The organism is Rhodococcus sp. AC861, from assembly GCF_979256035.1.
On the sequence record NZ_CEEDMW010000001.1, the window covers coordinates 914,689 to 939,369 of the forward strand.

Here is a 24,681-nt window from a genome sequence, read left to right on the forward strand (position 1 = left end):
TGCATTCACGATGCCCTTGGCGCGTTCGAGCATCGCCTACCCGGTTCCGCCCACGCGCGCGTTGTAGCGACCGGTCGCATCCGGACACGCTGCCGAGATGCCGTTCACCGGCAGTCGCGTAACAGCGGAAACCGTTTCTCCGTTCGCCGCCACGCGGCGTTCCGTCAACGTCACGCCGCCTGTGGTCGGGGTGATCTCGAAACCCCACACCATGCCATTCTCGGTGATCCGGTACGAGATCTCCCGATTGGGCTCGAGAGTCACCATTTCGCCGGTGGTGGGCCACACCAGCAGGCCACGCTTGTTGATGTTGATCATCTTGTACGCCGACATCCCGTGTCCAGCATCCGATCACTTCCGGGGGCAACACCGCTTGCAGCCGACGTGCCGGCGCCGATTACACGAAGGTGGCAGCGAAGGTCAGGAACACCACGAACAGTGCCGCTCCTCCGAGTGCTGCGCCGATCACGGCGTCGCGCCCGTTGGTCGCAACGCCGTCTTCGTCGCGGCACAGGCCGATCCACCCGCACGCCACGGCGAGGACGCCGGCGGGGACGGCGACGTAGTCGCCGATGAGCGGTATGAAGGCGAAGACCAGAGCGACGATTCCGGCGACCAGCGCGGTGTTGCCGGCGCCGTCGCGATACACCGGTCGGCCGGGCGGTGTCTCAGCCATCGGTGGGTCTCTCCACTGCGCAGAAGGAATTCATCCGTGGCATAGGTCTCTGGTCCGAACGATCCGGCGACGAAGCATGCTCGCAGCTGCCACGCTGAAACCGTACGCCGAACACGATCGGTACAGCGCCGGTGGCGTTCACGGTGCGGCCTGGCCTATGAATCGACTGTCGTCTCGAGCCCCGAGAGGCTCGATGCTTCGATGCCGCTGCCTCTGAACGTTCGAACCTACGGTCCAAACGAAGAGGCTCACACCGGTCGACATGTGATTCCCGCCTCATGGCGGTCGGTGGTCCGCGATTTGTCCGGACAATAGTGGGGGTGACCTCACCTATGGCTCTCAGTCGTGACACAGCAGTCGGCCCCGAAGCCCGGTTGTCCTGGATATTGTCCGGCCTCGCCGGGATGGTCGGGGCCGTCGCATTCCTGCATTCCGCCGGATACTTCGTGACCTTCATGACCGGAAACACCGAACGTGCGGTCGTGGGCCATTTCGGTGAGCCCGCCGGCAAGGAGGTGGCGCCGGGTGCCTCACCCTGGGCGGCCCTCGCTCTGATGGGATCGTTCCTGCTCGGCGTGGTCATCGCATCGATCTGTCGACGGCGATACTGGTCCAATCACCCGCACGGCGCCACTGTGGTGACGACGATCGCCCTCGCGGCTGCCGGACTGATCGACATCGCTCTGTCCGGATGGTCGTCCGCCGACGTCAATTTCTATCCGATTCTGCTCATCGCTTTCGCGCTGGGCGCGCTGAATACCGCCTTCACAAAGAAGGAGGAGACCTACATTCCTCTGAGTTATGTCACCGGGACCGTAGTCAAATTGGGGCAAGGAATCGAGCGCCACCTGTTCGGTGGCGGAACCCGATACGACTGGCTCTGCTACGTCATGCTTCTGGGGTCGTTCTCGCTCGGCGGCGCCTTCGGCGCTTTCATCGGCGTCGTCATCACCGGCCCCCAGGTGCTTCTGATTGCCGCGGCGATCAGCTTCGGTGCCACTCTCTTCACGTTGACGCACACCGAGCGTCAGTCGGTCTTCGGCTGACGTCTGCGCCTCACACGGGTCGGTGTCGTGCGACTCGAGGCAGACGGCCTGTGCGCGTTGCCGAACCGAATACGACGATGCATACGGCGATTCACCACGAGGCGAGTTAGTCAGCCATCGCCTTCGTGACGGCGGGACCACTGGTGAGTGTCCGATCGGCTTCTCCCTGCTTGGCGAAGTCGAACCACAGGACTCCGGACACGTTCTCCGACGACAGATACGCCAGGAGTTCGCCTGTCCAGGTTGCCTTGTCGCCGTGGGTGTCGCCCGATCCTGTTTCGTGGACCCATACCGGCGCGGAAGGAGCGATCATGTCGACAGTCGACAGGATCGGACCGAACACTTCGGCGGGTGTCTGCCAGAAAGCGCCCGATGCACCGCCGTTGTATCCGTCGACGCCGATGACGTCGACGTAGGCATCTCCCGGATATGCCGCCCTTGCCGCGTCGAGCCCTGCTGGTCGTTCGGACGAGCCGTCGACCGACCACACCCACTGAACGGCGGTGGCGCCTGCGCGAAGGAACACGTCGTGCACGTGGCGGTAGGCGTCACGGTATTGCTCTGCGGTGGTGCCCCCGACGCCGACGGCCCACGGGTACCACGTGCCGTTCATCTCATGACCGAATCGGATCTGCATCGGTTTGCCGAAAGTCGCTGCTGCGCGCGCCCAATCTTCGATGTACGGGTCGAATGTCCCTGCCGCGCAACGGCGGCATCCACGCCGGGTTCGGGCCCTCCCGACGACAAGCCGAAAACTCGCGAACTCGGCACCGGGTTGCTGCAGGACACCACAAGACACGAGGTCGACAGGAGTACAGACGACCTTCGAGTGTGTCTTGCAGAATGGCGTTCCGGGCACCCGCCCGCTATTCGTCGGTCGATGTGATCCTACCGAGCGCGGGCGAGGATCTCCGCGTAGTGGACAACACCTTCACCCATGTCGCCGACCTGAACAGTCATGGCCCGGGGGATCTTGGTGGGTCGCCTTCGTTGGTCCCGGTCGACGGCAGTCGGGAGTTGATGGAGGTGACGATGGTGTGCGCGGTTGTCACCAGCGTTGTGCGCTGACGGGCTGTCAGGTTCGCGGTGGTGACGTCGTCCAGTTCGCGCCACATCGCGGCGATCGGCTCGCGCATCGATTCACCCTTCGCGGTGAGGTGGTTGACCGATACGCGGCGGTCGTGCTCGGCGGGTCGGCGCGTGAGCAGCCCGGTGTCCTGCATCCGTCGTAGCGCCTTGGACATGGTCGAGTGGTCGACGCCGACATTCGCCACAAGCTCGGACTGTGTCTGACCGTCTCGTTGATGCAGGTGCATGAGAATCAGTTCTTGCCCGGGGTGAAGGTCGAGACGCCGCAGCAGTGCTGAGGCGTAGCTGCGGTGGGCGCGTGCTAGTTGGAAGATCGAGTAGCTCACGTTCCCTTCGACGAAGACGGTTCCTGGAGGCGGTGCTGCGGAGTCAGGCATGTCTCTATTCTCGGCTCACAAGGTCGGGTAGTCGGTGTACCCGACCTCTCCTCCGCCGTAGAACGTGCTGGGGTCGGGCTCGGTGAGCGGGGCACCACTCCTCAGCCGGGCCACGAGGTCGGGATTGGCCAAGGTGAGGCTGCCGACGGAGATGACATCGGCGACTCCGCTGTCGACGTCGGCGACGCGGGTGGCGATGTCGGTGCCGGCGCGATTGAGGATCAGTGTCGTCGGCCACAGGTCGCGGAGGCCGGTGAGTAGAGCATCGTCGCCGAAGTGCATGACGTGCAGGTATGCAAGGCCCAGCGGCGCCAGGGCGCCGACGAGTGCCGGGTAGAGCTCCCGGGTGTCGGATTCGGCGATGTCGTTGAGGGTGTTGCCGGGAGAGATGCGGAATCCGGTTCGATCGGCGCCGATGTCGTCGGCGACGGCTGTTGCGACCTCGACGGCGAAGCGGATCCGGTTGTCGAGCGAACCGCCGTAGGTGTCGGTGCGGTGATTGGTGTTGTCGGAGAGGAACTGATGGATCAGATATCCATTTGCTCCGTGGATCTCGACGCCGTCTGCGCCGGCTGCAATCGCCGCGGCGGCGGCCTCGCGGAAGTCGTCGACGGTCTGCGAGATCTCCCGACCGGACAGTTCCCGAGGCTGAGGGATCTGCTGCATCCCGGACTCAGTGAACATCGACGCTGCGGGTGTGATCGCCGACGGTGCTACCGGTTGACGTCGGTGGGGAGTGTTGTCGGGGTGCGAGACACGTCCGACATGCATCAGCTGGATGACGATCTTGCCGCCGGCTGCATGGACTGCGCTGGTGACCTGGCGCCACCCGGCGATGTGGGCGTCGGTGTAGATGCCAGGGGTCAGCAGGTAGCCCTGTCCGTCATCCGACGGTTGGGTTCCCTCGGTGATGATCAGGCCGGTCGAGGCGCGTTGGGCGTAGTAGAGGGCGTTGAGCTCGGTCGGAACGCCTTCGGGTGTGGAGCGATCGCGGGTCATCGGGGCCATCGCCAGGCGGTTGGCGACTTCGGTGCCGCCGACGGTTGTCGGTGACCAGAGAGCGTCGTACATGGGATTTCCTGACGTGTGGTGGGGGTGTGCCATCGGGGGAGCGGGTCGAGGCCGTTCGGAGTGTGGCTAGGTCATTCGATGGTCAGAGCGAGCTTGCCGCGGGAGTGGCCCGCATCGCTCGTGTCCTGGGCGGCAGCGGCCTGCTCGAGCGGATAGGTGTTGACGGTGGTGACGAGAGTGCCGGCGGCTGCGTCACGGGCCAGCTCGCGCAGGCGTTTCGGCGAGCGCGGAGTGGGGCCGCTCACGAACGGGATACCGAGCTCGCGGGCGCGGAAGTCCGCGATGGTGGCGATCCGCTCGGTCCCGCCGCGAAGTGCGATCGAGTCGTCGAGCGCACCTCTGCCCGCCAGGTCGAACACCGCGTCGACGCCGTAGGGGGCCAAGGCCTTCACCCGGTCGACGAGGCCCTCCCCGTACTCAGTGGCGACTGCGCCGAGTGAGGTGATGTAGTCCTGGTTCGCCGGCCCGGCGGTCGCGATCACTCGGGCACCGCGCGCCGTGGCGAGCTGGATGGCGATGGTGCCCACCGCCCCGGAGGCACCGTGCAGCAGAACCGTCTCGCCCGCAGCGACTTCGAGTAGATCGAGAACCCGCTCGGCGGTCGCTCCGGCGATAGGCAGCGCCACCGCCTGTTCCCAGGAGAGGTCGGCGGGTTTGATCGCCACAGCGGAGTTGCCGGCGAGGGCGTACTCGGCATAGCTCCCGGTGTCCGACCAACCGAACACCTCGTCTCCGACGACGATGTCGTTCACGTCCGGACCGACGGCGTCGACTATGCCGGCGACCTCGAACCCGGGTGTCGACGGCAGCGAGGTGGTGATGGCGCCGGACATCTGGCCCGAACGGATCTTGCCGTCGAGGGCGTTGACCCCTGCGGCCCGCACTTCGACGCGCACCTGGCCGGGGCCGGGCTGCGGGATCTCGATGTCTGCAAGGTGCAGTTCTGCGGTGGTACCGAATCGATCGAACTGCATGGCTTTCACGAAGTCTCCTCATTTATTTGGCTAGCCACACGTTAGCACAATTATGTGGCTGGCCAAGTAATGACTGCTGCTGACGGCTGCTTCGACTCGGTCGGGTGACAGTGAGGCCGTCCAGGTCACACCGGCACGTGGCGCACCCCCGGAACCCGGACCCGTTGCGACAACCGGCCTCGAACATCGGGGGCATGATTCAAGCAACTGAAACAGCGGTGGACTGTCCGCGGCAGCCTGGAAACATTGTCTGCTCCCGATAATGTGGACAGCACCGGGCGCTGCGATCGAGCACCGCGAGCGCGGGCGTCGGTGCGCACCGTGTGGTGCCGAGTTGGGACACCGCGCAGCGCTGTGTGCGATAGTTTCTCGGACGTGCACCTTTCGGAAACCGCCGCGATCAGGCTGATCGGTTCGCCTCGGGTTCAGGGGATTTCAGGTGTTGTCGACGTGCGCGCGTTCGGTGGTCCGCGGTGCGCGACCGTGTTCGCATACCTCGCCATGAACAACGGGCGAGCCGTCCTCTACGGAGAACTGGCGACTGCTGTCTGGTCGAAGGATCGCCCGACCACCTGGGCCGCAGCTCTGCGAAGTGTCATCTCCAAGGTCCGCCAACTGCTCACCGAGTCCGACGTTCTTGCCGGGTCGACTCTTACCAGTAGGTCCGGGGCACTTCTTCTGTCGTTGGCTCCGTCGGTGCAGGTCGACCTGGACCTCGCTCGGCGACATCTCGAAGTCAGCGAGGACAGTGCTGCGCTCGATCGTGCGCATCGGGCCTCTCGACTGTTGGGGCTGCTCGCCGCGCCGGCGCTCGAAGGTCTGCACAGTCCGTGGGCGGACGAGGTTCGCGGCGTGTTCGACCGGATTCGATTGCGCGCGCTGGAAGTCGATGCAGTCGCGGCAGCGGAGCTCGGGCGCCACGACCATGCGCTACGGAGGTCGCAGGAGCTGCTGGAGGCGGATCCGTTCTGCGAGGAGGCGTATCGGGTAGCAATGCGTTCCCACGCTGCGCTCGGGAACAGAGCTCGGGCACTGGGTGTGGCGCAACAGTGTCGTACCGTGCTGGCGAACGAGCTCGGTGTCGAGATGTCGGCGGAGACACAGGCCGTGTTCTCGGAGCTGCTGGTCGACCCGGTGCCTGTCTCCCTGGCACCCGTCGATGTGGTCCCTGATGGGCCCGAAGCGGGAGAACTCGCCGGCTCGGATGCGGCTGCAGTGGCCGTGCCCCGTCGGTTGGATGCGAATGGTCCGGGGACCGTCGTGGTGGGGGTCGAACGAGAACTTCGCATGATCGAGAATGCGATAACGGCCGCGTCGGCGGGTCGGGCACAGTTGGTCGTCGTCGCCGGTGACGCGGGTGCGGGAAAGACGACATTGGTCGCCGAAGCTGTCCGCCGCGCGGCTGTCACCGGAGCCGATGTGTTGGTGGGGCGGTGCAGTATGAACGCTCTGATTCCGTTCGAACCGTTCATCGATGCGTTCGTGCGGGAATCCGACCCTCATACGGGTGGTTCCCCGTCGACGGGGCAAGGTGAAAGTGCAGGACAGACGATTCTGTCGATGTTGACTACCGGATGGGGTGGCTCGGAGAAGTGGTCGGCGGAGGGGCCGGAAGCAGACCACCGCTCGATGCTGGTGGCTGCGGTAGAGCATTGGCTGACCGGGCCCGACCGAGGTCCGGTGACGGTATTCGTCGTCGACGACCTGCAGTGGGCATCGCCCGCAACGCTGTCGGTTCTGCGGTATCTGTTGCATTCTGCCGCCCACCGACGACTGTGCGTGGTGGTGACCGTGCGCGGCGCCGGCCGCAGTCACAGCAGCACCGACGCGCTGCGCTCGGCGCTTCCTCCGTCCGAGGTGACGTCTGTCGGTGTCTCCGCTCTCGCTGTGGAAGACGTCGCCGAGTGGGTGCGGCGCGTCGGCAGTGACCTGGACCCTCTGTGGCTGCACGGGTGGACATCGGGGTTGCCGATTCTGGTCGAGGCGGTGCTCGACGCGCGTCGCCGAGACCCCGACGGGCCGTCTCCGTCGTCCGTCGACGACGCAGTGCTCTGGTTGCTGAATCGGCTGACATCCACGGCGAGAGACATTGTCACCGCCTGCGCCATCGCCGGGTCGAACACTGCCCGCGAGGTGGTTCGACACGCCGTCGATTGCACCGATCTGCAATTCGTCGCAGCCTTGGACGAGCTGATGGATGCGGGCCTGGTCGGCGCTGTCGAGAACGCGTTGACGATGCGCCACGCGCTGATCGTCGATGTCGTCGACGGAACCGTCTCCGGGACAACACGTGCCGCGGTCCATTCCGCGCTCGCCGTGGCCCTGATCGCGGTGGGTGCCACCTCGACAGTCGACCAGCTGGCACGAGTGGCGGATCACCTCGAGCGCGGGCTGGACGCGGATCGCGCGGCGTCCGCCGACTTCCTCCGCCGTGCGGGGGACCGGTCGTATGCCGTTGCGGCATACGAGGATGCCGCCGAGTTCTACCGTCGCGCGTTGGCCGCTTCGATTCCTCGTGGGCACACCCGCACCCGGTGCGAGCTTCTCATCGGACGGGGGCGGGCGCAGCGGCGGGCATTGGATCGTGAGTACCGCGCCACACTGTTCGAGGCCGTCGACATGGCCCACCGTCTGGGCGATCTCGACCTACTCGTCGATGCCCTGACCTCCGACGTGATCGACGGCATCGCGCTGTTCCAATTGTACGAACCGGATTCGACGCGGCTGAGCCACCTCTACGCGGGCCTCGACGCCCTCGAGCGCGCCGGGCGCGGTACGACCGCGGCGGTCGCGGAACTGCTGACGCAGACCACCGAGGAGATGACCTGGACGTCCTCGGGCTGGTCACGCCGAGCCGCACAGCTGGCGCGGGCAATGCAGATCGGCCGGTCCACCGACCGCGGCGCGCTGATGCACGCCCTCCGTGCCGTGCTCACGGGACTTCGCGTGCCTGCATATCGCGACGAGCGCCGAGCTGCTGTGGCGGAATTGCAGATGCTCGTCGATACCGAGCAGCGTCCCCTCGACCCATCGCTGGCAGTCACTCTCGCCAGAGCCCACCTGGAAATGGGGGACACCCACGCAGCTGGTGATGCCCTGGATATGGTGTCCGCCTCCCGCCTGGCGATCGACACGGAGGCGTCGTGGACGGTGCACTACATGCGCGTCGGTCTCCTCGTGACCGCCGGCGATCTGGGTCGCGCGGAGACCATTTTCGACGACGCCGTCCGCGAACCTCCACCCGCCCCGATGGGTCTCCACACATGGGGTCGAGACAAGACTGCACTGCTCCAGTTGCGTATGTTCCGCGGCGGCCTCGGTGAGATAGCCGCCATGAGGGAAGACATGGCACCGAAGTTCGACGCCATTCCTGCCTACCGAGGCGCTATCGCACTGTCGCTGTTCGACATAGGCGATGTCGATGGTGCCCGAGATATCGTGGGGTGGTTCGCCTATGGGCGCCTCAGTGCAGTTCCCGACGGCATCCTGTGGCTCGCCACCGTCGTGCTGGCCGCGCGGGCGGCCGCCTTGACACGCGTCACCTCGGTCTGTGAGGAGGCACTCGATCTGCTGGCCCCTTACGCAGAGCACACCATCGTGCTGACTCCCGGTGTCCTAGGGGTCGTCGATCACCATCTGGCGCACGTCTGCATGGCGCTGAGACGGTGGGACGAGGCCCGGAGCCATGTCGTGAAAGCCCGAGAACTTCATGGGCAGCGAGGGTTCCGCGTATGGGAGGCCGAGAGTCTCCTTCTGGCGGCGCAGATCGACATCGCGTCCGGACGAGAGATCGACCCCGAACACTTGCAGGCGGCGCGTTCGATCGCGTACCACTGCGGTGCCACCGCACTGCTCGACAGAATCGACGACATGCAGGTGCCGTGCGAGCAGTGATCAGGAGTAGACGACGGTAGCGCTGTCAGCGCCGCGCACGCCGTCGGCGTTGCAGCCCATACGGATACCGGTGTAGCCGGGCACGATGTAGTCGGGCTCCCCGGCGCATCGCGTCCAGGCGGTCGTGGTGGGGTTGCCGCTCGACGGGGCGAACATGACCACCTGGAAGTTGCCGGTGTACCGATCACGACTGCCCTCCGACCGCAGAGTGAGACGGAAGTTTCCGGTGGCCGTCGAGCAGCTTCCGCTCTTACGGAAGGTGAAGGTTGCCGTCCTGGTGCTGGGGAACGCGTCCTGCTGCTCGAAGAACCCTTCGGATGACAGAAACACGCAGCTGTTGTACGCCCCCGGATAACCGAACTCGAACTGCGCTGACGTGAAAGGAACGCTGCCCGTGTACCTGAAGGTGACGGGGTAGCTGAAGCCTGCGGTGGATCCCGGTGGGTCGGTGGGAGAGCCGAAACCGGACGATCCGAAGTCGATGCCGTCGAGTATGTCGCTCACCGGAGAGGCTGACGCGGGTGCAGTGGCCAGCGTCGAGGTTGCCAGCACGGCCAGCGCACCGAGGAACGCGCGCCGCAGGGGACGTCGACCTACTGCGATTGTCGTCATCGGAGACCTTTCGGGAGAGGGGATCATGATGCGACGACGAGGCCGACGAGCAGGCACGTCGCTGCCGCAGCAACGGCGAAGGCGATGGTCATGGGCCGAACTCGTCGCACCGAAGTCCAGAGGACCGCTGCGACGACAAGGGCGATGCCGGCGGCGGCGATGACCGAAGCGCGCCCGGAGCTGATGGGGAGCGCGTTGATCAGGACCCAGGCGACGACGGGCCCGAGCACGATGCCGACGATCACCTGCAGGACGACGGCGGGGGCCCGGCGGGTGGGACTCGAGCCGGTCATGCCGGACGCTCGACGACTTCGAGGAGTTGCATCATGCCGTGATCCTCGTGGAAGAGGATGTGGCAGTGCATCACGAACTGGCCGGTGAAGTCCTCGAATCTGTGACGAATGGTGAGTGATCCGAACGGTGGGAGCATCGCGGTGTCGCGGTAGTGCTGTTGGTCGACGGGTTCGTCGTTGATGGCGACAACCTGGAAGTCGTTGACGTGGATGTGAACCGGATGCGGTTCGTAGGTGCGGTTGACGAAGTGCCATTCCTCGGTGTCGCCGAGGATCATCGTCTCGTTGACGACGTGGTGATCGAAGGTGGTGCCGTTGATGTAGTACATGAAGTGGCCCATGTCGCCGGTGCCGCGGGGTTCGAGTTCTTCGAAGACGAATTCCCGACGGCGGTCGATGGTGGCGGTGCGAAGGTCGTCGAACGGCAGAAGTGTCGTAGGCAGAGACGCGGGCTGCTGGGTGTCGCCGCGGGAGACGAGGTTCATCAGCGGCATCGGCGCCGGGACCATGGAGGAGTAGTAGGGCCCGAATTCTTCCCAGCTCAATGAGCGGAGTTGGTAGGTACCGGTGTTGGCGCCCTCGACGAGGACGTCGGCGCGTCCGCCGGGAATGACTTCGATGATGTCGTGGCTGGTGACGGAGGTGAGAGCATCCCCGTCGACGGCGAGCATGTTCATCCGGTGGCCGTCGAGTTGCAGGCGGAGGAACAGCGAGCTGGCGTTGATGATGCGCCAGCGTTGAATCTCCCCGGGCGCGATGTGGGTGGTGGGTTGGTAGGTGCCGTTGATCAGGGTTTGTTGTAGGTCGTTCGAGCTCTTGTCGCCGGGGACCATTTCGCCGTCGATGATCTGGGTCTGGCTGATCACGAGGAGGCGTTCGGGGCGGTCGGCGACGCCGGGAAGGTCGTCGAGTTCGCCGCGCACGACGAGGGCGCCGAAGAGGCCGCCGAAAACCTGTGTGTCGCTGAGGGTGTGCTGGTGCGAGTGGTACCAGAAGGTGCCGGCGGAATGGTCGGCCGGGAGATCGTAGGCGTAGTCGAAAGTGTTGCCGGGTTCGATAGCCAGCAGGACGTCGTCGCTGGGTTGTTTCGGCGAGACGTGCCAGCCGTGGGTGTGGAGATTGGTGGCTTCGTCGATGTCGTTGATCAGCGCGACCTCGATGCGGTCGCCGGGGCGCACGTCGAGGGTGGGGCCGGGGTAGGTGCCCTCGTAGGTGACGGCTCGAATCCTGCTGCCGCCGAGTGCCACATCGCTGTCGGCCACTCGTAGCTGGGTGGTCAGAGTGCCACCCTTGCTGCGCCGTACCTCGGGTTCGAACCACGTGATGGCGTCGGCGTCCGGTTTGGATGCGCAGGCGGTGAGGGTGGTGCCGGCGAGGAGGGGTAGCCCGAGGAGTGCTGTGGCGGCGCCGAGGAACTGTCGACGGTTCAAGGCACTACGCGCGGATGACGGGTCAGCCATCGGTGGGCTCCTTGGTGATGGTGGCGGTGCGGGTGACGGGGGCGACGCCGTCCGCGGTCCAGGTGACGTTGATGGTGTGGCCGGGTGCACCGTCGCAGGCGAATACGACGGAGGCGCCTATGCCGGTCGGCCCTCCGGCCGGAACTTGATAGGGCAGTTGGTCTTCGATGCCGGCGGGGAGGACGCGTCCGTCGAGGGTGATTTCGACAGCGGTGGCAGAGGGGGCGGTCCACCCCACTGTGACGAGTGCACGGGGTGGTGTTTCGTCCAGGCATCCGAAGGTGGGCAGGACGGTGAAGTCGGCGACCTCGATCGCGGACCCGGGCGTCGGCGACGATGATGCGGGTTGCGCGGTACGGGTGGGTACGGGTACGAACCCGGCGCGATCCTCGGAGTCGGCAGAGCATGCTGCGGCGAGCAGCGCCGCTGCCAGAATGGTCATGGACACCAGTGCACGTGGTGGTGAATGTCGCCGTCCCGCTGGGGCTTGCATGAAGTTCTCCTGGTGCTCATCGGTGGTGGCGCGAATACCCCCTACCCCGCGGAGGGGTAGGGGGTATTCGCAGTTGGTACTGGCTCAGCTGCCGAAGATGCCGGACAGATCGTCGAAGAAGTCACCGAAAAGGCCGCCGTTACCGCCGGTGGGGGGAGAGACGATGTCGAGGTTGCCGCTGAGGTAGAAGTCCTGCCAAGCATCGCCGGTCAGGCCGGGGCCCTCCGATGTGACATTCAACCGAAGCTTCTGACCGTCTCGTGCCAGGACCCCGAACTCGGGGACGTTGAACTCGGTGATGGTGAAGTCGCCGGATCCGCGGCTTGGAATGGTGCCCTTGACCACCGACCCGGAGGTAGTCGTGAACACCAACTCCGTGCCGCCCGGGTACCCGCCGTAGTAGACGCGGCCCCAGATGTTGTTGAACCCGGCGGTGTGCCCGGCATCGTAGAATCCCGCGTCGTCGCAGCGGCTTCCCTCGCGGCTGAACTTGTTGTTGCGGTAGCAACGGGGGGAACCCTGTGGCCCGTCGGCGACGCGGATGTGCGTGTTGAAGTACTTGGTTTGCGCTGTCGACTGGACAGGGTCCGCCGAGGCAATGGCAGTGGGTGCGACGAGGGAGCCGGTCATGGCGGCCGCGACAGCGACGGCGGCCGCGAGAATGCGGAAACGACGGATCATGGAAGTCCTTCGACTGTGAGTCATCCCAGTGGGTTCGGCTCAGGTGTTGATGGTGGTCGGCGAAACTCTGATTGACGATTGCAATTTTTTTGCAATGTCACAAAGTGTCGGAGGATATGACCAGATCAGCTGACACGGCGATGGAGGCGTGGCGAGGCTTGACGGCGAGACCGCCCGGCAGCAATCAGCACCACTGCACATTGTGTAAACAGACCGTCAGAGCTGGTGTAGGCCGGTAGAGCCAGCGGCAGGGCTCCACGCCGAGGTGCTCCGATCCGAGCTCCTCCGGGGGTCGGCAGCGGCCCTTGCCCTGCCGACGCTCAATCCCGCAGGTCGCTGTAGCCGCCCGCCAACCACTCTCGGAGACGCTTCACGGCTCGGATCCCGTCGGGTGTGCCGGGCCGGTCGAGCGGCGCGTGTTCGGATTCGCCGAACACGTCGTGCTGAACGGGTACACCGTTCTCCCGCAGGCGCGCCGCGAACGGTTCGCTGGCGCGCCGCAGGCTGTCCAGCCCGCAACTCATGACGTAGGTGGGCGGAAGTCCCCGCACGTCGGCCAGACCCGGTGACACGTAGGGCGAGTCGATCGGCGTCGAACCGGCCCAGTGCCGCACCATGGCCTCGACCCACGCGTCGTCGATGACGTCGTGGCCCGCCATCGCCTCGGCCATGCCGGGAGTGGTCGGCGGAAGATGCGCCTGCAGAACCGGATACCCCAGGTACAGGGATGCGGGGAGAGGTTCTCCGGCGTCTCGCAGTCGCAGGGTCGCGCCGGCGACGAGGCAGGCGCCCGCGCTGCCCCCGCCGAGGTGCAGTGCGGTGGGGTCGACACCGATCTCGTCAGCGTGAGCGACCGCCCATCGCCACGCGGTGAGCACGTCGTCCTGTGGAGCGGGGTAGCTCACGCCGCCCAGACACATGCGGTAGTCCACGGACAGGACGGGGATACCGGAGGCAGCGAGTTCGATGGCGGGCCAGTGCGCTTCCTCCTGATCGAGGCCGCCCACGAGGAAGGCACCGCCGTGGACCCAGACGAACGCCGCGGTCGCTTCGGGCCCGCCCGCGGGCGGAAGGTAGAGGCGCGCGCGTAACCGGCCGCCGGTGTCGTCGACGAGGTCCCTCGTACGCACGGTCTTCAGGTGCGGTTCGCTCGCGAGGAGCCTGTTCTTCCATCTCGTCCCGTTCGGCATGCCGCCCGCCGCATCGAGTAGACGGACCAGATCGGGAACCGGGGGCAGATCGCCGGTGATGGAGCCGGTCATGCTGTCCAACAACCGCTCTCGGATCGGTCCCGGAAGGTGGGTGATCACGCGCACCACGTGTCCGAGAGCGGCGTAACGGCGCCTGCCGGGGGGTGTGTCGGCGACGGCCATGGCTGCTCCTGTGCTGTCGGATGGTGCGGGCAAGTGTGTCGATACGAAAGCGAGCAGGTGGCGTCTATGACGCCGTTGTTCGGGTGACGGCAGAGCGGTGAATCCGTGTATTGCGCCGGGGTATTCGACCAGATCGACGTCGACGCCGTCGGAACGCATGGCGCGGGTGACCGCGCGCGAGTCGTCGAGCAGGAGGTCTCGCGTACCGACCGAGATCATGGTGGGTGGGAACGTCCTGAACGATCCGTGGATCGGGGACACTGCCGGGTCGTGGAGATCGCGTTCGCCGGCGAACCACGCTGCCTCGCGGACGAGTTCGGATCGGGTGAGCATGTCTCGGCCACTGTTGCCGACGATGCTGGCACCGCTCATGGTCAGGTCGGCCCAGGGAAAGGCCACGGCCAGACCGGCCGGCATAACCACACCGCGGTTCCTGGCCCGTTGCAGCATCAGCAGTGCCAGTCCACCGCCTGCGGATTCGCCTACGACGATCACGTTCCGCGCCCCGATGGATACCACGAGGTCCTCGTAGACGGACAGGGCGTCGTCCACCGCTGCAGGACAGGGGTGTTCGGGTGCGAGCCGATAGTCGACACTCACCACGTCCAGACCGCCGCGAGCGGCGAGGAATCCGACGGTGAGGCCTTGCCGGGCGTCCCCGAGTACGTAGGCACCTCCGTGCAGGTACAGCACGACACCGCTCTGCGCTGCGCCGGAGGACAGGCGTACGACGGGTACTCCTCCGCGATGCTCCGAGGTGACGTTCACACCCCGCGGGGCTCTCAGGAGACCCGTGATCCTGTCGATACTGCGTCTCTCCGCGTCGAGGTCGACGGGCCTGCCCTCTCGCCGTCGTGCGCGCATCCCGGCCAGCGATCCCGCAGTGCGCATCACGACGCTCGCTCTGTCGGTCATCATGCCTCCGTCTCGGTGCGTGTCATCATCTCGTCGAGTACCGAGGCCGGTAGGACGTCGCCGAGCATGTCGACGATCTTCTGCATCGGCATGGAGCCGACCATGCGGAGCAGTTCGGGTGTGATCTCGGGGAGTCCACGATCGGGTGGCACCTGTGCAAGCAACTCGAGCAACTCGGGTCCGATCTGCGGGTGCGTCGTCCAGGTCTCGACAGTGGACTGCAGAGTCAGTGCTGCCGCGGTGTGGTCGCCGGTGAGAGTGACGACCTGATCTGTCAGCACCGTCGCAGCGTCCCGGCACACCTGGACGGTGTAGTCACCGGGCGCCACTACCCAGCCGTGGCGACGAATGTCCCAGTACGCGAACGCTCGTCGCGACAACGAGAACTCGACTCGGTGACTCTCGCCCGGTTCGAGGCGAATCTTCGTGAAGGACCGGAGCTCACGTACGGGACGGCGAACGGGGCCGGCGGTGGTGGAGACATAGATCTGCACGACCTCGGAACCGGCCAGCCGGCCGGTGTTGCGGACCGTCACCGTCACCGTGGCACTGTCGTCGCCGACCGCTGTGACAGTCAGGTCGTCGACCCCGAAGGTGGTGTAGGACAGCCCGTGTCCGAACGGGTGTCGAGCAGGGCGCTCCGCAGTTTCGTGCCAGCGATATCCGACCATGACACCCTCGCCGTAGCGGACATGCCCCTGTTCTCCGGGGAAGTTGGTGTAGGAGGGAGTGTCCGACAGGCGTACCGGGATGGTCTCCGCCAGTCGGCCCGACGGGTTCGCGACGCCGAACAGCAGGTCGGCTACCGCACCACCGGCGGCCTCGCCGGCCAACGACACGTCCAGGACGGCGTGAACGTCGTCGTGCCATTCCTCCATGGTCACCACTCCGCCGTGCGCGAGTACGACGACGGTGCGAGGTGCGGCGGCCGCCACCGCGGTGATCAGCGCAGATTGCTGCTCGGGCAGGAGCGTCGTCGAGCGATCGAACCCTTCGGATTCGGCGGTGTCGGGTAGTCCGGCAAAGATCACCGCGACCTCTGCTGCGCTCGCGGTAGCCACGGCCTCCGCGCGGAGTGCGGTGGCCGCCTCGGTCGACGGGGCGTCGTCGAGAGTGAATCCCGGTGCGAAGGTGACGTCGCAGTCGCGCATCGAGGCGAGTTCGCGCAGACAGGCGAGTGGCTCGTCGACATCGACAGCTGCCACGCGTGAGCTTCCGCTGCCCTGGAAGCGGGGAGTCCGGGCGAATTCGCCGATCACCGCGATCCTGGTGCCTTGGTGCAGTGGGAGAGTGCCATCGTTGGTCAGGAGTACCGCGCATTCTGAGGCGAGAGTTCTGGCCAGCGCATGATGAGCTGCGAAGTCGACGTCGCGGTCGTCCATCTCCGCGGCGCCGCGACCGAGTTCGAGCACACGCGCGGCGGCCCTGTCGACGACGGTCTCGTCGAGCGACCCGTCGGCCAGCGCATCGAGTATCAGGCGTGCACTTCTGCCGCCGGTTCCGGGCATCTGGAGGTCGAGACCCGCCCGGACCGATGCGACGGGATCGGCGACCGCTCCCCAGTCGGAGACCACCGCACCCCGAAATCCCCACTCGCCCCTGAGGACGTCCGTCAGCAGCCAGGTGTTCGCCGATGCGGGTGTGCCGTTGATCCTGTTGTAGGCGGCCATGACGGTGGCAGGAGCGGACTCGGTGACCACCCGCTCGAAGGCCGGGAGATAGATCTCGCGCAACGTCCTCTCGTCGACGTCGGCACTGATCTGCATGCGGTCCGTCTCCTGATTGTTGGCCGCGAAGTGCTTGACCGACGCCCCAACTCCCTCCGCTTGCTGACCCTCTACGTGGGCTGCGCCGAGGACGCCGGACAGCAGGGGATCCTCGGAGTAGTACTCGAAGTTCCGCCCGCACAGCGGTGATCGCTTGATGTTCACCCCCGGCCCCAGAACGATGCCGACGCCCTGCGCGCGCGCCTCGATCGCGATCGCCGCACCGATCGCGCGCGCGACGGCGGGATCCCAGCTCGCACCCACGGCTGCGGCCAGAGGGAAGCAGGTCGCGGGCGTGCCCGATTCATCGGAACGTCGTTGCAACCGGACTCCGTGCGGACCGTCGGTCATCGTCACGGACGTGATGCCGAGTCTCTCGACCGAGTGGGTGGACCAGAAGTCTCGACCGCTGAGTAGGTGCGCCTTCTCCTCCGCCGTCATCTCGGATACGACGGGATGGGTCATGGGTCGACTCCAGACGTTCGGGGTGTGGTTACCCGTGTCAGTAACGCGTGTTACCGCATGTCAGAGTAGAGACGGACTTACAGCCGCGCAAGGCCGGATGACAGGATGAGCTCATGGACGATGCGGTGAGCGCCGGGCGCGGGCGGCGTGCGACGAGCGCCGACGTCGCGCGGGAGGCCGGTGTCTCGCGGACGACGGTGAGCTTCGTGTTGAACGACGCTCCGCACAAGGTGCTCCCCGAGGAGACGCGTCGCCGTGTGCTCGACGCAGCGGCACGGTTGTCGTACGCGCCGTTCGCGGAGGCACGCGCTCTGAGCCGGGGGCGCAGCGACGTGGTGTTGATGATCCTTCCTCCGGCACTTCCCTTGTCCTCGGACGTCGGGGAACTGGTGGAGCATCTGTCGCACGACTTCGGCCGTACCGGACTGACCTTGATGACTGTGCCGTCCACCGATCTTCCGGGCGGCTCGGCCTGGACGGCGGTGACACCCGCGGCGGTCATTGCGTGGACGCTCGATGGCACGGACGCGGATCGTCTGCGGCGCAATGGTGTCGGGGTGACGGCCTCGCTGACCGGGCCCGACGCCATCGGTCGGTGGGTCACCGGACCTCGCGAGGATCGAATCGCCCGCCTGCAGGTCGATCGGCTGCGTCGAGCCGGCCATCGAACGCTCGGTTACGCGGTGCCCGACGACGACCGTTTGTCCCCAGCTGCGACGCTCCGTCTGCGCGCGCTGGAACGTGTCTGCGCCGAAAAGGGACTGACCGCCCCGGTCGCCGTGCGTGTTCCGCTCGATCGAGGTCTCGCCGGCGACGCTGTCTCGACGTGGCGGGAGGGGCCGGCTCCGGTCACCGCCGTCTGCGCGCACGATGCGTTGACCGCGCTCGCCGTTCTCGCCGGAGCGCGCGACGCCGGCCTCGAGGTGCCGAGAGACCTGGCCGTCATCGGCGTGAACGATTCTTCCGCAGCGGCTCTCGCGTTCCCCGCCCTAACTATGGTGACCCTGGACGTGGCGGCGAGTGCCGGCTTCGTCGTCGACGTGGTCACCGCGTTGCTGGATGGCCGCGAGGTTCCCGAGGTGGGTCCCGACGTCGCGGGAGTGGTCGAGCGCGACTCCGTGTGAGCGCCACGTCAGAGACCCACCCATTCGCTGGTGCCGGCGGCGAACTGCTGGCGCTTCCAGATGGGCACCTCCGTCTTGATCCGGTCGACCAAGGCCTGCAACGCTGCGAACGCCTCGGCGCGGTGAGGGGACGCGACCGCGGCAACGAGAGCAGTGTCGCCGATCGTCAGGTCGCCGACGCGATGGACGGCCGCTGCCGGCAGGCCGGACGACGCGGCCGCGTCCTCGCAGCAGCGACGGAGGAACTTCACGGCGTCGGGGTGGGCTCGGTATTCGAGTGCGGATACCGACTCGTCGTGGTCGTGGTCGCGCACGACTCCCCAGAACACCAGCACGGCACCATGTTCCGGACCGGCCACGGCGTCGGAGACCCCCGCGGGATCGATCGGGTCGCTCGAGATCCGGGCGAGAACCGTTGGCCTCAGGTGCCTGTCGCTCACGCCGGATGCTGAATCAGTTCTGTGCGTAGCGGCAGAGGTGTGTCGATACGGCGGGCAGTCCGTCTTCTGCGATCCGCTGGTTGTGCTGCTCTCGAGCATGAACGATTCCTTCCACTCGTGGTGGTGATCCGACGCGGGCGCCCCGGTCAGAGCACAATCGCCGTGACCGTCTCTCCGGCGTCGAGCGAAGGAACTTCGCCGTCCAGCTCCACGAGACAGCGCGCCTCCCGCACCGCCCCGAGTCCGTGTCGTCCCGAACCGGTGAGCAGGGCGAGCGACCCGTCAGGGCGTTCGGCGGCGAGATCCAGCGTGTGTCGGCCAGGCCTCCTGGCCATCGGGTGGGCCAGCGGCATCCGCACGGTGGGACGGTTGTCCGGCACCAGACCCATGGCGCGCCGGAGAATCGGCCGCGCGAAGATCTCGAACGAGGCGTAGGCCGCGAGGGGGTTGCCCGGAAACGTCAGCAGGGTCGTACCGAAGGCGGTCCCGGCACCCTGCGGTCGCCCGGGCGACATCGACACGCCGGCGAAGAGTACGCCGTGGGGCGTGAGCGTCTGCTTGACCACCTCGTGATCCCCCACGCTGACTCCGCCCGAGGTGATGACGGCGTCCGCCCGTGCTCCGAGGTCTTCGAGGTGTGCGCTGAGCCGGTCCACCGAATCCGGCACGGCGACACACGCGACGAGTTCGGCCCCGCAGTCTTCGACTGCGGCAGACAGGAGTGCCGAGTTCGCATCGTGGATCGAACCGTGCCGCAGGGGAGTGGAGGCGTCGACGATCTCGGCTCCGGTCGACACCACGGCGACACGGATTCGGCGATGCACGAGAACCTGCCCCACGCCGGACGCTGCCAGTAGTCCGATCCGCAACGGTGTCAGGACCGTCCCCGCACCGAAGAGCCGCTCGGGAGGCATGACGTCCTCGCCGGTCCGCCGCACGTGCGCGCCGAGCGTGCTGGGACGACGAAACGCCACCTGCAGGCCGTCGTACCGAGCGTCCTCCACCGGCACCACCGCATCGGCCCCGGCAGGAAGCGGGGCGCCGGTCATGATGCGCGCCACCGTTCCCGCGCGCAGCTCTTCCGGTATCGGGTGACCTGCGGGTATCAGGTGGGACACCGGGAGCCGGACCAGCGCGTCCGATCCGGCGGCGGCCACGTCCTGGGCATGCACCGCATATCCGTCGACAGCGGAGTTGTCGAACGGCGGAAGCGGGATCGACGCGTTCACCTCCTCGGCAAGGACGAGTCCCGTTGCCGCCGCCAGCGGCGTCAGCACTGTCGGCGTGCGCGAGATCAGGCCGGCGATGATCCTTCGATGCTGCTCCACCGTCCGAAGGCTCGGTGCCGACGGCATCACGGCGATGGTGAGCCGACGACGACAGCGGACACGAGGTCCGTGTCCACGCCGGTGGCACCGAATTTTGCTGCGCCACCGGGGGATCCGATGATGTCGAAGAAGTCCACGTTGGTCGAGATGTACGCGGACCACTGCGCGGGAACATCCTCCTCGTAGAAGATTGCCTCTACCGGACACACAGGTTCACACGCTCCGCAGTCGACGCATTCGTCCGGATGGATGTAGAGCATGCGGTCACCCTGATACATGCAGTCGACCGGACACTCCTCGATGCAGGCCCTGTCCAGAACATCGACGCACGGCTCTGCCACCACGTAAGTCATGAAAAATCCCCTTCTATGTATATCGCCATAATACAGAGGATCGCGTGCGGCGCAACGTATCTCGAAGCGACAGTCGGCTGGATGAGTGATGTGTGCGCGTGCACAGCATTTCCGACCTGATCGTGTACTCACACCCCTTGTCATCGCCACTCGGTCCGGGCAGCGTTGTTCATCGGGGCGAAATGACGCTGCTCGAAGCGATTCGCGACCGGGAAGACCCACCCCCGGCGATCACGCGCGGCGACGATCCGTGCTTCATCACATACAACGACTGGAGACGACCGTGACGGACGAGAACGGCCCCGGCTGGCAGAAGACCGCATGCATTCTGTGCGAGAACAACTGCGGTATCACTGTCTCCATGGAGGGCCGGAGTATCGCCAAGATACGTGGCGACAAAGAGCACCCCAAGTCGCTGGGGTACACGTGTAACAAAGCGCTACGACTGGATCATTACCAGAACGGCGGGTCTCGACTGGACACCCCCATGCGACGTGAGACCGACGGCACCTACAGCCCGGTCGACTGGGACACGGCGATCGGCGAGATCGCACACCGTCTGCGGGCGGTACGCGACGAACACGGCGGCGAGAGCATCTTCTTCTGCGGGGGTGGAGGACAGGGAAACCATCTGGGTGGCGCGTACGCCGGTGCCATGATGCGCGGACTCGGCGCGAGGTACAGATCGAACGCCATCGCGCAGGAGAAGACCGGTGAAGCCTGGGTGGACGCGCACCTCACCGGTGGGCACACGGTGGGCGACTTCGATCGTGCGCAGGTGAGCGTCTTTCTCGGAAAGAATCCGTGGCAGTCTCACGGTGTCGCTCGGGCGCGCACCGTGTTGCAGGAGATCGGCAAGGACCCGAACAGGTCGATGATCGTTCTGGACCCGGTACGCACGGACACAGCGGAGCGCGCCGACCTCCATCTTCAGGTCAAGCCGGGAACCGATGCCTGGTGCCTCGCTGCCGTTCTCGCCGTCATCATCGACGACGGAATGATGGACCACGCCTTCCTCCGTGAGCACACGGCCGGTGTCGAGCAGATCGTGGCCGCTGTCCGCGGACTCGACGTCTCGGCGTACGCGCGGACGTGCGGGGTGGACGAGTCGTCGATCAGACGAGCGGCGCATCTCATCGGGACAGCGGACAGCGTCTCGGTGTACGAGGATCTCGGAGTGCAGCAGAGCCCCAACAGCACCTTGGTGTCCTACCTCGAGAAGCTCATCTGGCTGATCACCGGAAATTTCGCGAAAAGTGGTGCCATGCAGAATCACTCGTGGATGGCGCCGGTGGTGAACTACTCGCTGGACGTGAAGCACACACCGGTCCACGGCACTCCGATGTTCGGCGGGCTGGTTCCGGGAAACGCCATCGCGGAGGAGGTGTCGAACGATCACCCCGCAAGATTCCGGGCGATGGTGATCGAGTCGTCCAACCCGGCGCATTCGATGGCCGACTCGGCGAGTTTCCGGCAAGCCATGGAGGACCTCGAGTTCAGCCTCGTGATCGATGTCGCCATGACGGAGACCGCACGGTGCGCAGATTACGTGCTGCCCGCGTCCAGCCAGTTCGAGAAGTGGGAGGCAACCTTCTTCAGTCTGGAGTTCCCACGCAACAGTTTTCAGCTCCGGGCGCCGATTCTGGACCCGCTGCCGGGCACCTTGCCCGAACCCGAGATCTACGCACGACTGATCGACGCTCTCGGGCTGATCGAACCGTGGTGGCTCGCGCTGCTGCGCGGAGCGCTGAAGCTTGGTCACAAGGTGTACGGCGTCGTTTTTCTCGCGCTGCTCAGACTGGACAAGAGGTGCGTCCCGGTCGCCGCATACCTGCTCTACGCGACACTGGGGCCCACGCTCCCGAACGGCGCGACATCGGCCTCGGTCATGTGGGCGTTGTCCCAGAAAATCTTCCACGAACATCCCGGCTCGGTCCGCGCAGCCGGCCATCGCAACGCCGAGGCCCTGTTCACCGCGATCTTGGAGAACAGATCAGGCGTCGAGATCACCGTGGACGATCTCGACGGCGGAGCGTGGAACTACGTTCCCGCTGCGAACCGGCCGATACAGCTGGCCATCACACCCCTGCTGGAGTCGTTGACGGCGTTGACGGGCAAGAACCCGTCCCATGTCAGCGACGAATTCCCGTTCGTTCTCTCGGCCGGCGAGCGACGCGCATTCACCGCGAACACAATCTTCCGTGATGACACGTGGCGCAAGCGGGGCGGAAACGGCGCATTGCGCATCTGCCCCTTCGATGCCGAGAAGCTCGGTCTCTCCGAAGGTTCCACTGTCCGGATCACGACTGCCAAGGGTTCAGCGATGGCACATGTGGAGATCACGGACACCATGCAGCCCGGCCACATTTCCCTGCCGAACGGGTTCGGACTCGACCTTCCCGGTTCGGCCCGCGTGGGTGTGGCACCCAACGAGTTGACCGATGCTGCCCGCCGCGACGAGTACTCGGCCACCCCCTGGCACAAGAACGTGCCCGCACGCGTGGACGCGATGCACACTCCGGAGTAAGTGCGCCGGCGCAGTGAACACGGGCACGCGGCATCGACACTGCGGCACGTGTTGCGACCCTGCGCCGTTGGTACTATCCAGTTTCCCGAAGTCGTCACAACGTCGTTCTCACAGGAGGATTCATCATGCGACTGTCCACTCGCAACCAGCTCGTCGGCACCATCACCGAGGTCACTCTCGGTAGCGTGATGGCGACCGTGAAGCTACGTCTCGACGGCGGCGACCAGACCGTCACGTCCTCGATCACACGAGAGGCGGCCGAAGACCTCGGCCTCGAAGTGGGTCAGCACGCAACCGCGTTCGTCAAGTCCACCGAGGTGACGATCGGCGTCGAGTGAGCCGGTCACCAGTCTCGGGTCGACACAGCTAGCCGCCGGCGAAGGGCGGCAGGACGTCGATCCGGGAACCGACGGGGTAGGCATCGTCGCGGACCATCTCGTCGCCGATGAGGAACACCGCCACGTCCAGCACACGATCCAGTTTCTGCCCGTGGCGTCCACACAGCGCAGACTTCACGTCCGCCACGGTCGCGCCGACCCTCAGATCGTACGACTCCTGCGTGGTGCCCGCGGCGTCCGCGGCCCCTGCGAAGTACCGCACGCTCACAGTCACGGACTCAGCCACCGATGGCGCCCATCGAGCGTTCCGGTGGCACGAAGTCTTCTCGCTCCATCCCGTGCCCGGCCCACTTGTTCCACATCGCTCCGCGCCAGAGGTCGGCAATGTCTTCGTCGGTCGCACCCCCGCGCAACGCCACCCGCAGATCTGTCTCGGAGTCGCTGAACAGGCACGACCGCACGGTCCCTTCCGCCGTCAACCGCGTCCGATCGCAATCGACGCAGAACGAGCGGGTGACCGAGGCGATGATCCCCACCGTGGCCGGGCCGCCGTTCACGGACCACTCCTCGGCCGGTGCCGACGGGTCGGTGCGTCCGATCTCCTCCAGGGTGAACCGACCCCCGAGCACATCCAACAGTTCTGCCGCCGACACCATCGTCGAACGAGCCCACTCCCGGTCCGCGTCGAGCGGCATCTGCTCGATGAACCGCAGATCTACACCCCGGTCCAGGCACCACTGCACCAGGTCCCGGGCGCCGTGCAGAGTCTCGCGCATGAGGACGGCGTTGATCTTGACCGGCGTCAGACCGGCCGTCAGGGCCCCGTCGATACCGGCGAGCACGGCGGGCAGACGGTCCCGCCGCGTCAACGACGCGAAGTGTTTGCGGTCGACCGTGTCGAGGGAGACGTTGACCCGCGTCAGACCCGCCGCGCGCAGACGCTCCGCGCGGCGCTCGAGGCCGATCCCGTTGGTGGTCATCGATAATTCGACACCGGGCGCGTGCTCAGCAGTCAGGGCGATGATGTCCACGATGTCCTTGCGGACCAGCGGTTCGCCGCCGGTGAAGCGCACCTCCCGCACACCGAGAAGACGATCGGCGATGCCGACGAGGCGGGCGATCTCCTCCGCCGCGAGCAGTTGTTCGAACTCCAGGTTCGGCAGCCCCTCGGCCGGCATGCAGTAGGTGCATCGCAGCGAGCACTTCTCGGTGACCGAGATGCGGAGGTCCCGCGCGATGCGACCGAAACTGTCCAGCAGGTGCGGAACGTCCGGACGGCCGACCATCATGTGCTGCGGACGCGGTAGGGCGGACGGCGCGCGTGCGACACCGGGCAGGCTGGGAATTCCCATGCTCACCGCCGTCATCCGATCACCTCTCGTCGAG

Annotated in this window: 23 protein-coding genes; 5 read left to right on the plus strand and 18 right to left on the minus strand. The window is 66.1% G+C overall.

Going from position 1 to position 24,681, the window contains the following annotated elements; genetic code table 11:
- Positions 1–36: 36 nt before the first annotated feature.
- Together AC0IX4_RS04370 and AC0IX4_RS04375 are read right to left on the minus strand one after the other, a co-directional pair.
- Positions 37–333, minus strand: coding sequence for a hypothetical protein (locus AC0IX4_RS04370; protein WP_471828160.1), 297 nt, complete (start codon positions 331–333; stop codon positions 37–39).
- 64 nt (positions 334–397) lie between these two features.
- Positions 398–676: a hypothetical protein gene (locus AC0IX4_RS04375; protein ID WP_471828161.1), complete on the minus strand. Its 279-nt coding sequence runs from the start codon at positions 674–676 to the stop codon at positions 398–400.
- 332 nt (positions 677–1,008) lie between these two features.
- Here AC0IX4_RS04375 and AC0IX4_RS04380 point away from each other — a divergent pair, with 332 nt between their 5' ends.
- Complete coding sequence (locus AC0IX4_RS04380) at positions 1,009–1,722, plus strand: YoaK family protein (RefSeq protein ID WP_056070859.1); 714 nt, start codon at positions 1,009–1,011, stop codon at positions 1,720–1,722.
- Between the two features lie 106 nt (positions 1,723–1,828).
- Here AC0IX4_RS04380 and AC0IX4_RS04385 read toward each other — a convergent pair whose 3' ends face one another.
- From AC0IX4_RS04385 to AC0IX4_RS04400, 4 genes are all read right to left on the minus strand, one after another.
- Positions 1,829–2,581: a glycoside hydrolase family 26 protein gene (locus AC0IX4_RS04385; protein ID WP_471828162.1), complete on the minus strand. Its 753-nt coding sequence runs from the start codon at positions 2,579–2,581 to the stop codon at positions 1,829–1,831.
- 97 nt (positions 2,582–2,678) lie between these two features.
- A complete protein-coding gene (locus AC0IX4_RS04390) occupies positions 2,679–3,188 on the minus strand; it encodes a MarR family winged helix-turn-helix transcriptional regulator (RefSeq protein WP_056070854.1) in 510 nt (169 codons plus the stop codon).
- A gap of 15 nt (positions 3,189–3,203) precedes the next feature.
- The gene (locus tag AC0IX4_RS04395; protein ID WP_471828163.1) at positions 3,204–4,259 is read right to left on the minus strand and encodes an alkene reductase; all 1,056 of its coding nucleotides are present in this window, start codon (positions 4,257–4,259) and stop codon (positions 3,204–3,206) included.
- A 71-nt stretch (positions 4,260–4,330) separates the two neighbouring features.
- Positions 4,331–5,233 (minus strand): NADP-dependent oxidoreductase, encoded by a 903-nt coding sequence (locus tag AC0IX4_RS04400; RefSeq protein ID WP_471828346.1) that lies wholly within the window; start codon positions 5,231–5,233, stop codon positions 4,331–4,333.
- 450 nt (positions 5,234–5,683) lie between these two features.
- Between AC0IX4_RS04400 and AC0IX4_RS04405 the strand changes: the two genes are divergently transcribed.
- On the plus strand, positions 5,684–9,127 hold the full coding sequence (locus tag AC0IX4_RS04405; RefSeq protein ID WP_471828164.1) for an AAA family ATPase: 3,444 nt from the start codon (positions 5,684–5,686) through the stop codon (positions 9,125–9,127).
- Here the strand turns inward: AC0IX4_RS04405 and AC0IX4_RS04410 are convergent, their stop codons facing one another.
- The 7 genes from AC0IX4_RS04410 to AC0IX4_RS04440 form a co-directional block, all read right to left on the minus strand.
- A complete protein-coding gene (locus AC0IX4_RS04410; RefSeq protein ID WP_471828165.1) occupies positions 9,128–9,739 on the minus strand; it encodes a hypothetical protein in 612 nt (203 codons plus the stop codon). It abuts the gene before it with no gap.
- Between the two features lie 23 nt (positions 9,740–9,762).
- A complete protein-coding gene (locus AC0IX4_RS04415; RefSeq protein ID WP_056070838.1) occupies positions 9,763–10,032 on the minus strand; it encodes a hypothetical protein in 270 nt (89 codons plus the stop codon).
- Positions 10,029–11,492: a multicopper oxidase family protein gene (locus AC0IX4_RS04420; RefSeq protein WP_471828166.1), complete on the minus strand. Its 1,464-nt coding sequence runs from the start codon at positions 11,490–11,492 to the stop codon at positions 10,029–10,031. Before AC0IX4_RS04420 ends, AC0IX4_RS04415 begins: the two co-directional genes overlap by 4 nt.
- Entirely contained in the window at positions 11,485–11,934 is a 450-nt protein-coding gene (locus AC0IX4_RS04425) for a hypothetical protein (RefSeq protein ID WP_471828168.1), read from the minus strand. Before AC0IX4_RS04425 ends, AC0IX4_RS04420 begins: the two co-directional genes overlap by 8 nt.
- A 135-nt stretch (positions 11,935–12,069) precedes the next feature.
- On the minus strand, positions 12,070–12,666 hold the full coding sequence (locus tag AC0IX4_RS04430) for a hypothetical protein (protein WP_471828170.1): 597 nt from the start codon (positions 12,664–12,666) through the stop codon (positions 12,070–12,072).
- A 320-nt stretch (positions 12,667–12,986) separates the two neighbouring features.
- Positions 12,987–14,954, minus strand: a complete 1,968-nt coding sequence (locus tag AC0IX4_RS04435) for an alpha/beta hydrolase fold domain-containing protein (protein ID WP_471828172.1) — start codon at positions 14,952–14,954, stop codon at positions 12,987–12,989.
- Positions 14,954–17,185: a glycoside hydrolase family 3 C-terminal domain-containing protein gene (locus AC0IX4_RS04440; RefSeq protein ID WP_471828173.1), complete on the minus strand. Its 2,232-nt coding sequence runs from the start codon at positions 17,183–17,185 to the stop codon at positions 14,954–14,956. Before AC0IX4_RS04440 ends, AC0IX4_RS04435 begins: the two co-directional genes overlap by 1 nt.
- Positions 17,186–17,298: 113 nt before the next feature.
- Here AC0IX4_RS04440 and AC0IX4_RS04445 point away from each other — a divergent pair, with 113 nt between their 5' ends.
- Entirely contained in the window at positions 17,299–18,309 is a 1,011-nt protein-coding gene (locus tag AC0IX4_RS04445; protein ID WP_042574365.1) for a LacI family DNA-binding transcriptional regulator, read from the plus strand.
- A gap of 8 nt (positions 18,310–18,317) precedes the next feature.
- Here the strand turns inward: AC0IX4_RS04445 and AC0IX4_RS04450 are convergent, their stop codons facing one another.
- The 3 genes from AC0IX4_RS04450 to fdxA all read right to left on the minus strand — a co-directional run bounded on the left by AC0IX4_RS04450 (position 18,318) and on the right by fdxA (position 20,430).
- On the minus strand, positions 18,318–18,749 hold the full coding sequence (locus tag AC0IX4_RS04450; protein WP_235579496.1) for a molybdenum cofactor biosynthesis protein MoaE: 432 nt from the start codon (positions 18,747–18,749) through the stop codon (positions 18,318–18,320).
- Between the two features lie 146 nt (positions 18,750–18,895).
- Positions 18,896–20,077 (minus strand): molybdopterin molybdotransferase MoeA, encoded by a 1,182-nt coding sequence (locus AC0IX4_RS04455; protein ID WP_471828174.1) that lies wholly within the window; start codon positions 20,075–20,077, stop codon positions 18,896–18,898.
- Between the two features lie 26 nt (positions 20,078–20,103).
- Entirely contained in the window at positions 20,104–20,430 is a 327-nt protein-coding gene (fdxA, locus tag AC0IX4_RS04460) for a ferredoxin (protein WP_042574367.1), read from the minus strand.
- Positions 20,431–20,713: 283 nt separating this feature from the next.
- Here fdxA and AC0IX4_RS04465 point away from each other — a divergent pair, with 283 nt between their 5' ends.
- Both AC0IX4_RS04465 and AC0IX4_RS04470 read left to right on the plus strand, forming a co-directional pair.
- Positions 20,714–22,957, plus strand: coding sequence for a molybdopterin-dependent oxidoreductase (locus tag AC0IX4_RS04465; protein WP_471828175.1), 2,244 nt, complete (start codon positions 20,714–20,716; stop codon positions 22,955–22,957).
- Positions 22,958–23,082: 125 nt separating this feature from the next.
- Positions 23,083–23,295: a TOBE domain-containing protein gene (locus tag AC0IX4_RS04470; protein WP_042574369.1), complete on the plus strand. Its 213-nt coding sequence runs from the start codon at positions 23,083–23,085 to the stop codon at positions 23,293–23,295.
- A gap of 28 nt (positions 23,296–23,323) precedes the next feature.
- On the opposite strand, the gene AC0IX4_RS04475 is transcribed toward AC0IX4_RS04470, so the two are convergent.
- A complete protein-coding gene (locus AC0IX4_RS04475; RefSeq protein WP_471828176.1) occupies positions 23,324–23,581 on the minus strand; it encodes a MoaD/ThiS family protein in 258 nt (85 codons plus the stop codon).
- Positions 23,574–24,662: a GTP 3',8-cyclase MoaA gene (moaA, locus tag AC0IX4_RS04480; protein ID WP_471828177.1), complete on the minus strand. Its 1,089-nt coding sequence runs from the start codon at positions 24,660–24,662 to the stop codon at positions 23,574–23,576. Before moaA ends, AC0IX4_RS04475 begins: the two co-directional genes overlap by 8 nt.
- Between the last annotated feature and the right edge of the window lie 19 nt (positions 24,663–24,681).

Bases quoted from the DNA above. Each gene is read 5' to 3' on its own strand.
- AC0IX4_RS04370 (WP_471828160.1), bottom strand. From the start codon at position 333: ATGTCGGCGTACAAGATGATCAACATCAACAAGCGTGGCCTGCTGGTG.
- AC0IX4_RS04375 (WP_471828161.1), bottom strand. From the start codon at position 676: ATGGCTGAGACACCGCCCGGCCGACCGGTGTATCGCGACGGCGCCGGC.
- AC0IX4_RS04380 (WP_056070859.1), top strand. From the start codon at position 1,009: ATGGCTCTCAGTCGTGACACAGCAGTCGGCCCCGAAGCCCGGTTGTCC.
- AC0IX4_RS04390 (WP_056070854.1), bottom strand. From the start codon at position 3,188: ATGCCTGACTCCGCAGCACCGCCTCCAGGAACCGTCTTCGTCGAAGGG.
- AC0IX4_RS04395 (WP_471828163.1), bottom strand. From the start codon at position 4,259: ATGTACGACGCTCTCTGGTCACCGACAACCGTCGGCGGCACCGAAGTC.
- AC0IX4_RS04400 (WP_471828346.1), bottom strand. From the start codon at position 5,233: ATGCAGTTCGATCGATTCGGTACCACCGCAGAACTGCACCTTGCAGAC.
- AC0IX4_RS04410 (WP_471828165.1), bottom strand. From the start codon at position 9,739: ATGACGACAATCGCAGTAGGTCGACGTCCCCTGCGGCGCGCGTTCCTC.
- AC0IX4_RS04415 (WP_056070838.1), bottom strand. From the start codon at position 10,032: ATGACCGGCTCGAGTCCCACCCGCCGGGCCCCCGCCGTCGTCCTGCAG.
- AC0IX4_RS04420 (WP_471828166.1), bottom strand. From the start codon at position 11,492: ATGGCTGACCCGTCATCCGCGCGTAGTGCCTTGAACCGTCGACAGTTC.
- AC0IX4_RS04425 (WP_471828168.1), bottom strand. From the start codon at position 11,934: ATGACCATTCTGGCAGCGGCGCTGCTCGCCGCAGCATGCTCTGCCGAC.
- AC0IX4_RS04430 (WP_471828170.1), bottom strand. From the start codon at position 12,666: ATGATCCGTCGTTTCCGCATTCTCGCGGCCGCCGTCGCTGTCGCGGCC.
- AC0IX4_RS04435 (WP_471828172.1), bottom strand. From the start codon at position 14,954: ATGACCGACAGAGCGAGCGTCGTGATGCGCACTGCGGGATCGCTGGCC.
- AC0IX4_RS04440 (WP_471828173.1), bottom strand. From the start codon at position 17,185: ATGACCCATCCCGTCGTATCCGAGATGACGGCGGAGGAGAAGGCGCAC.
- AC0IX4_RS04445 (WP_042574365.1), top strand. From the start codon at position 17,299: ATGGACGATGCGGTGAGCGCCGGGCGCGGGCGGCGTGCGACGAGCGCC.
- fdxA (WP_042574367.1), bottom strand. From the start codon at position 20,430: ATGACTTACGTGGTGGCAGAGCCGTGCGTCGATGTTCTGGACAGGGCC.
- AC0IX4_RS04470 (WP_042574369.1), top strand. From the start codon at position 23,083: ATGCGACTGTCCACTCGCAACCAGCTCGTCGGCACCATCACCGAGGTC.
- moaA (WP_471828177.1), bottom strand. From the start codon at position 24,662: ATGACGGCGGTGAGCATGGGAATTCCCAGCCTGCCCGGTGTCGCACGC.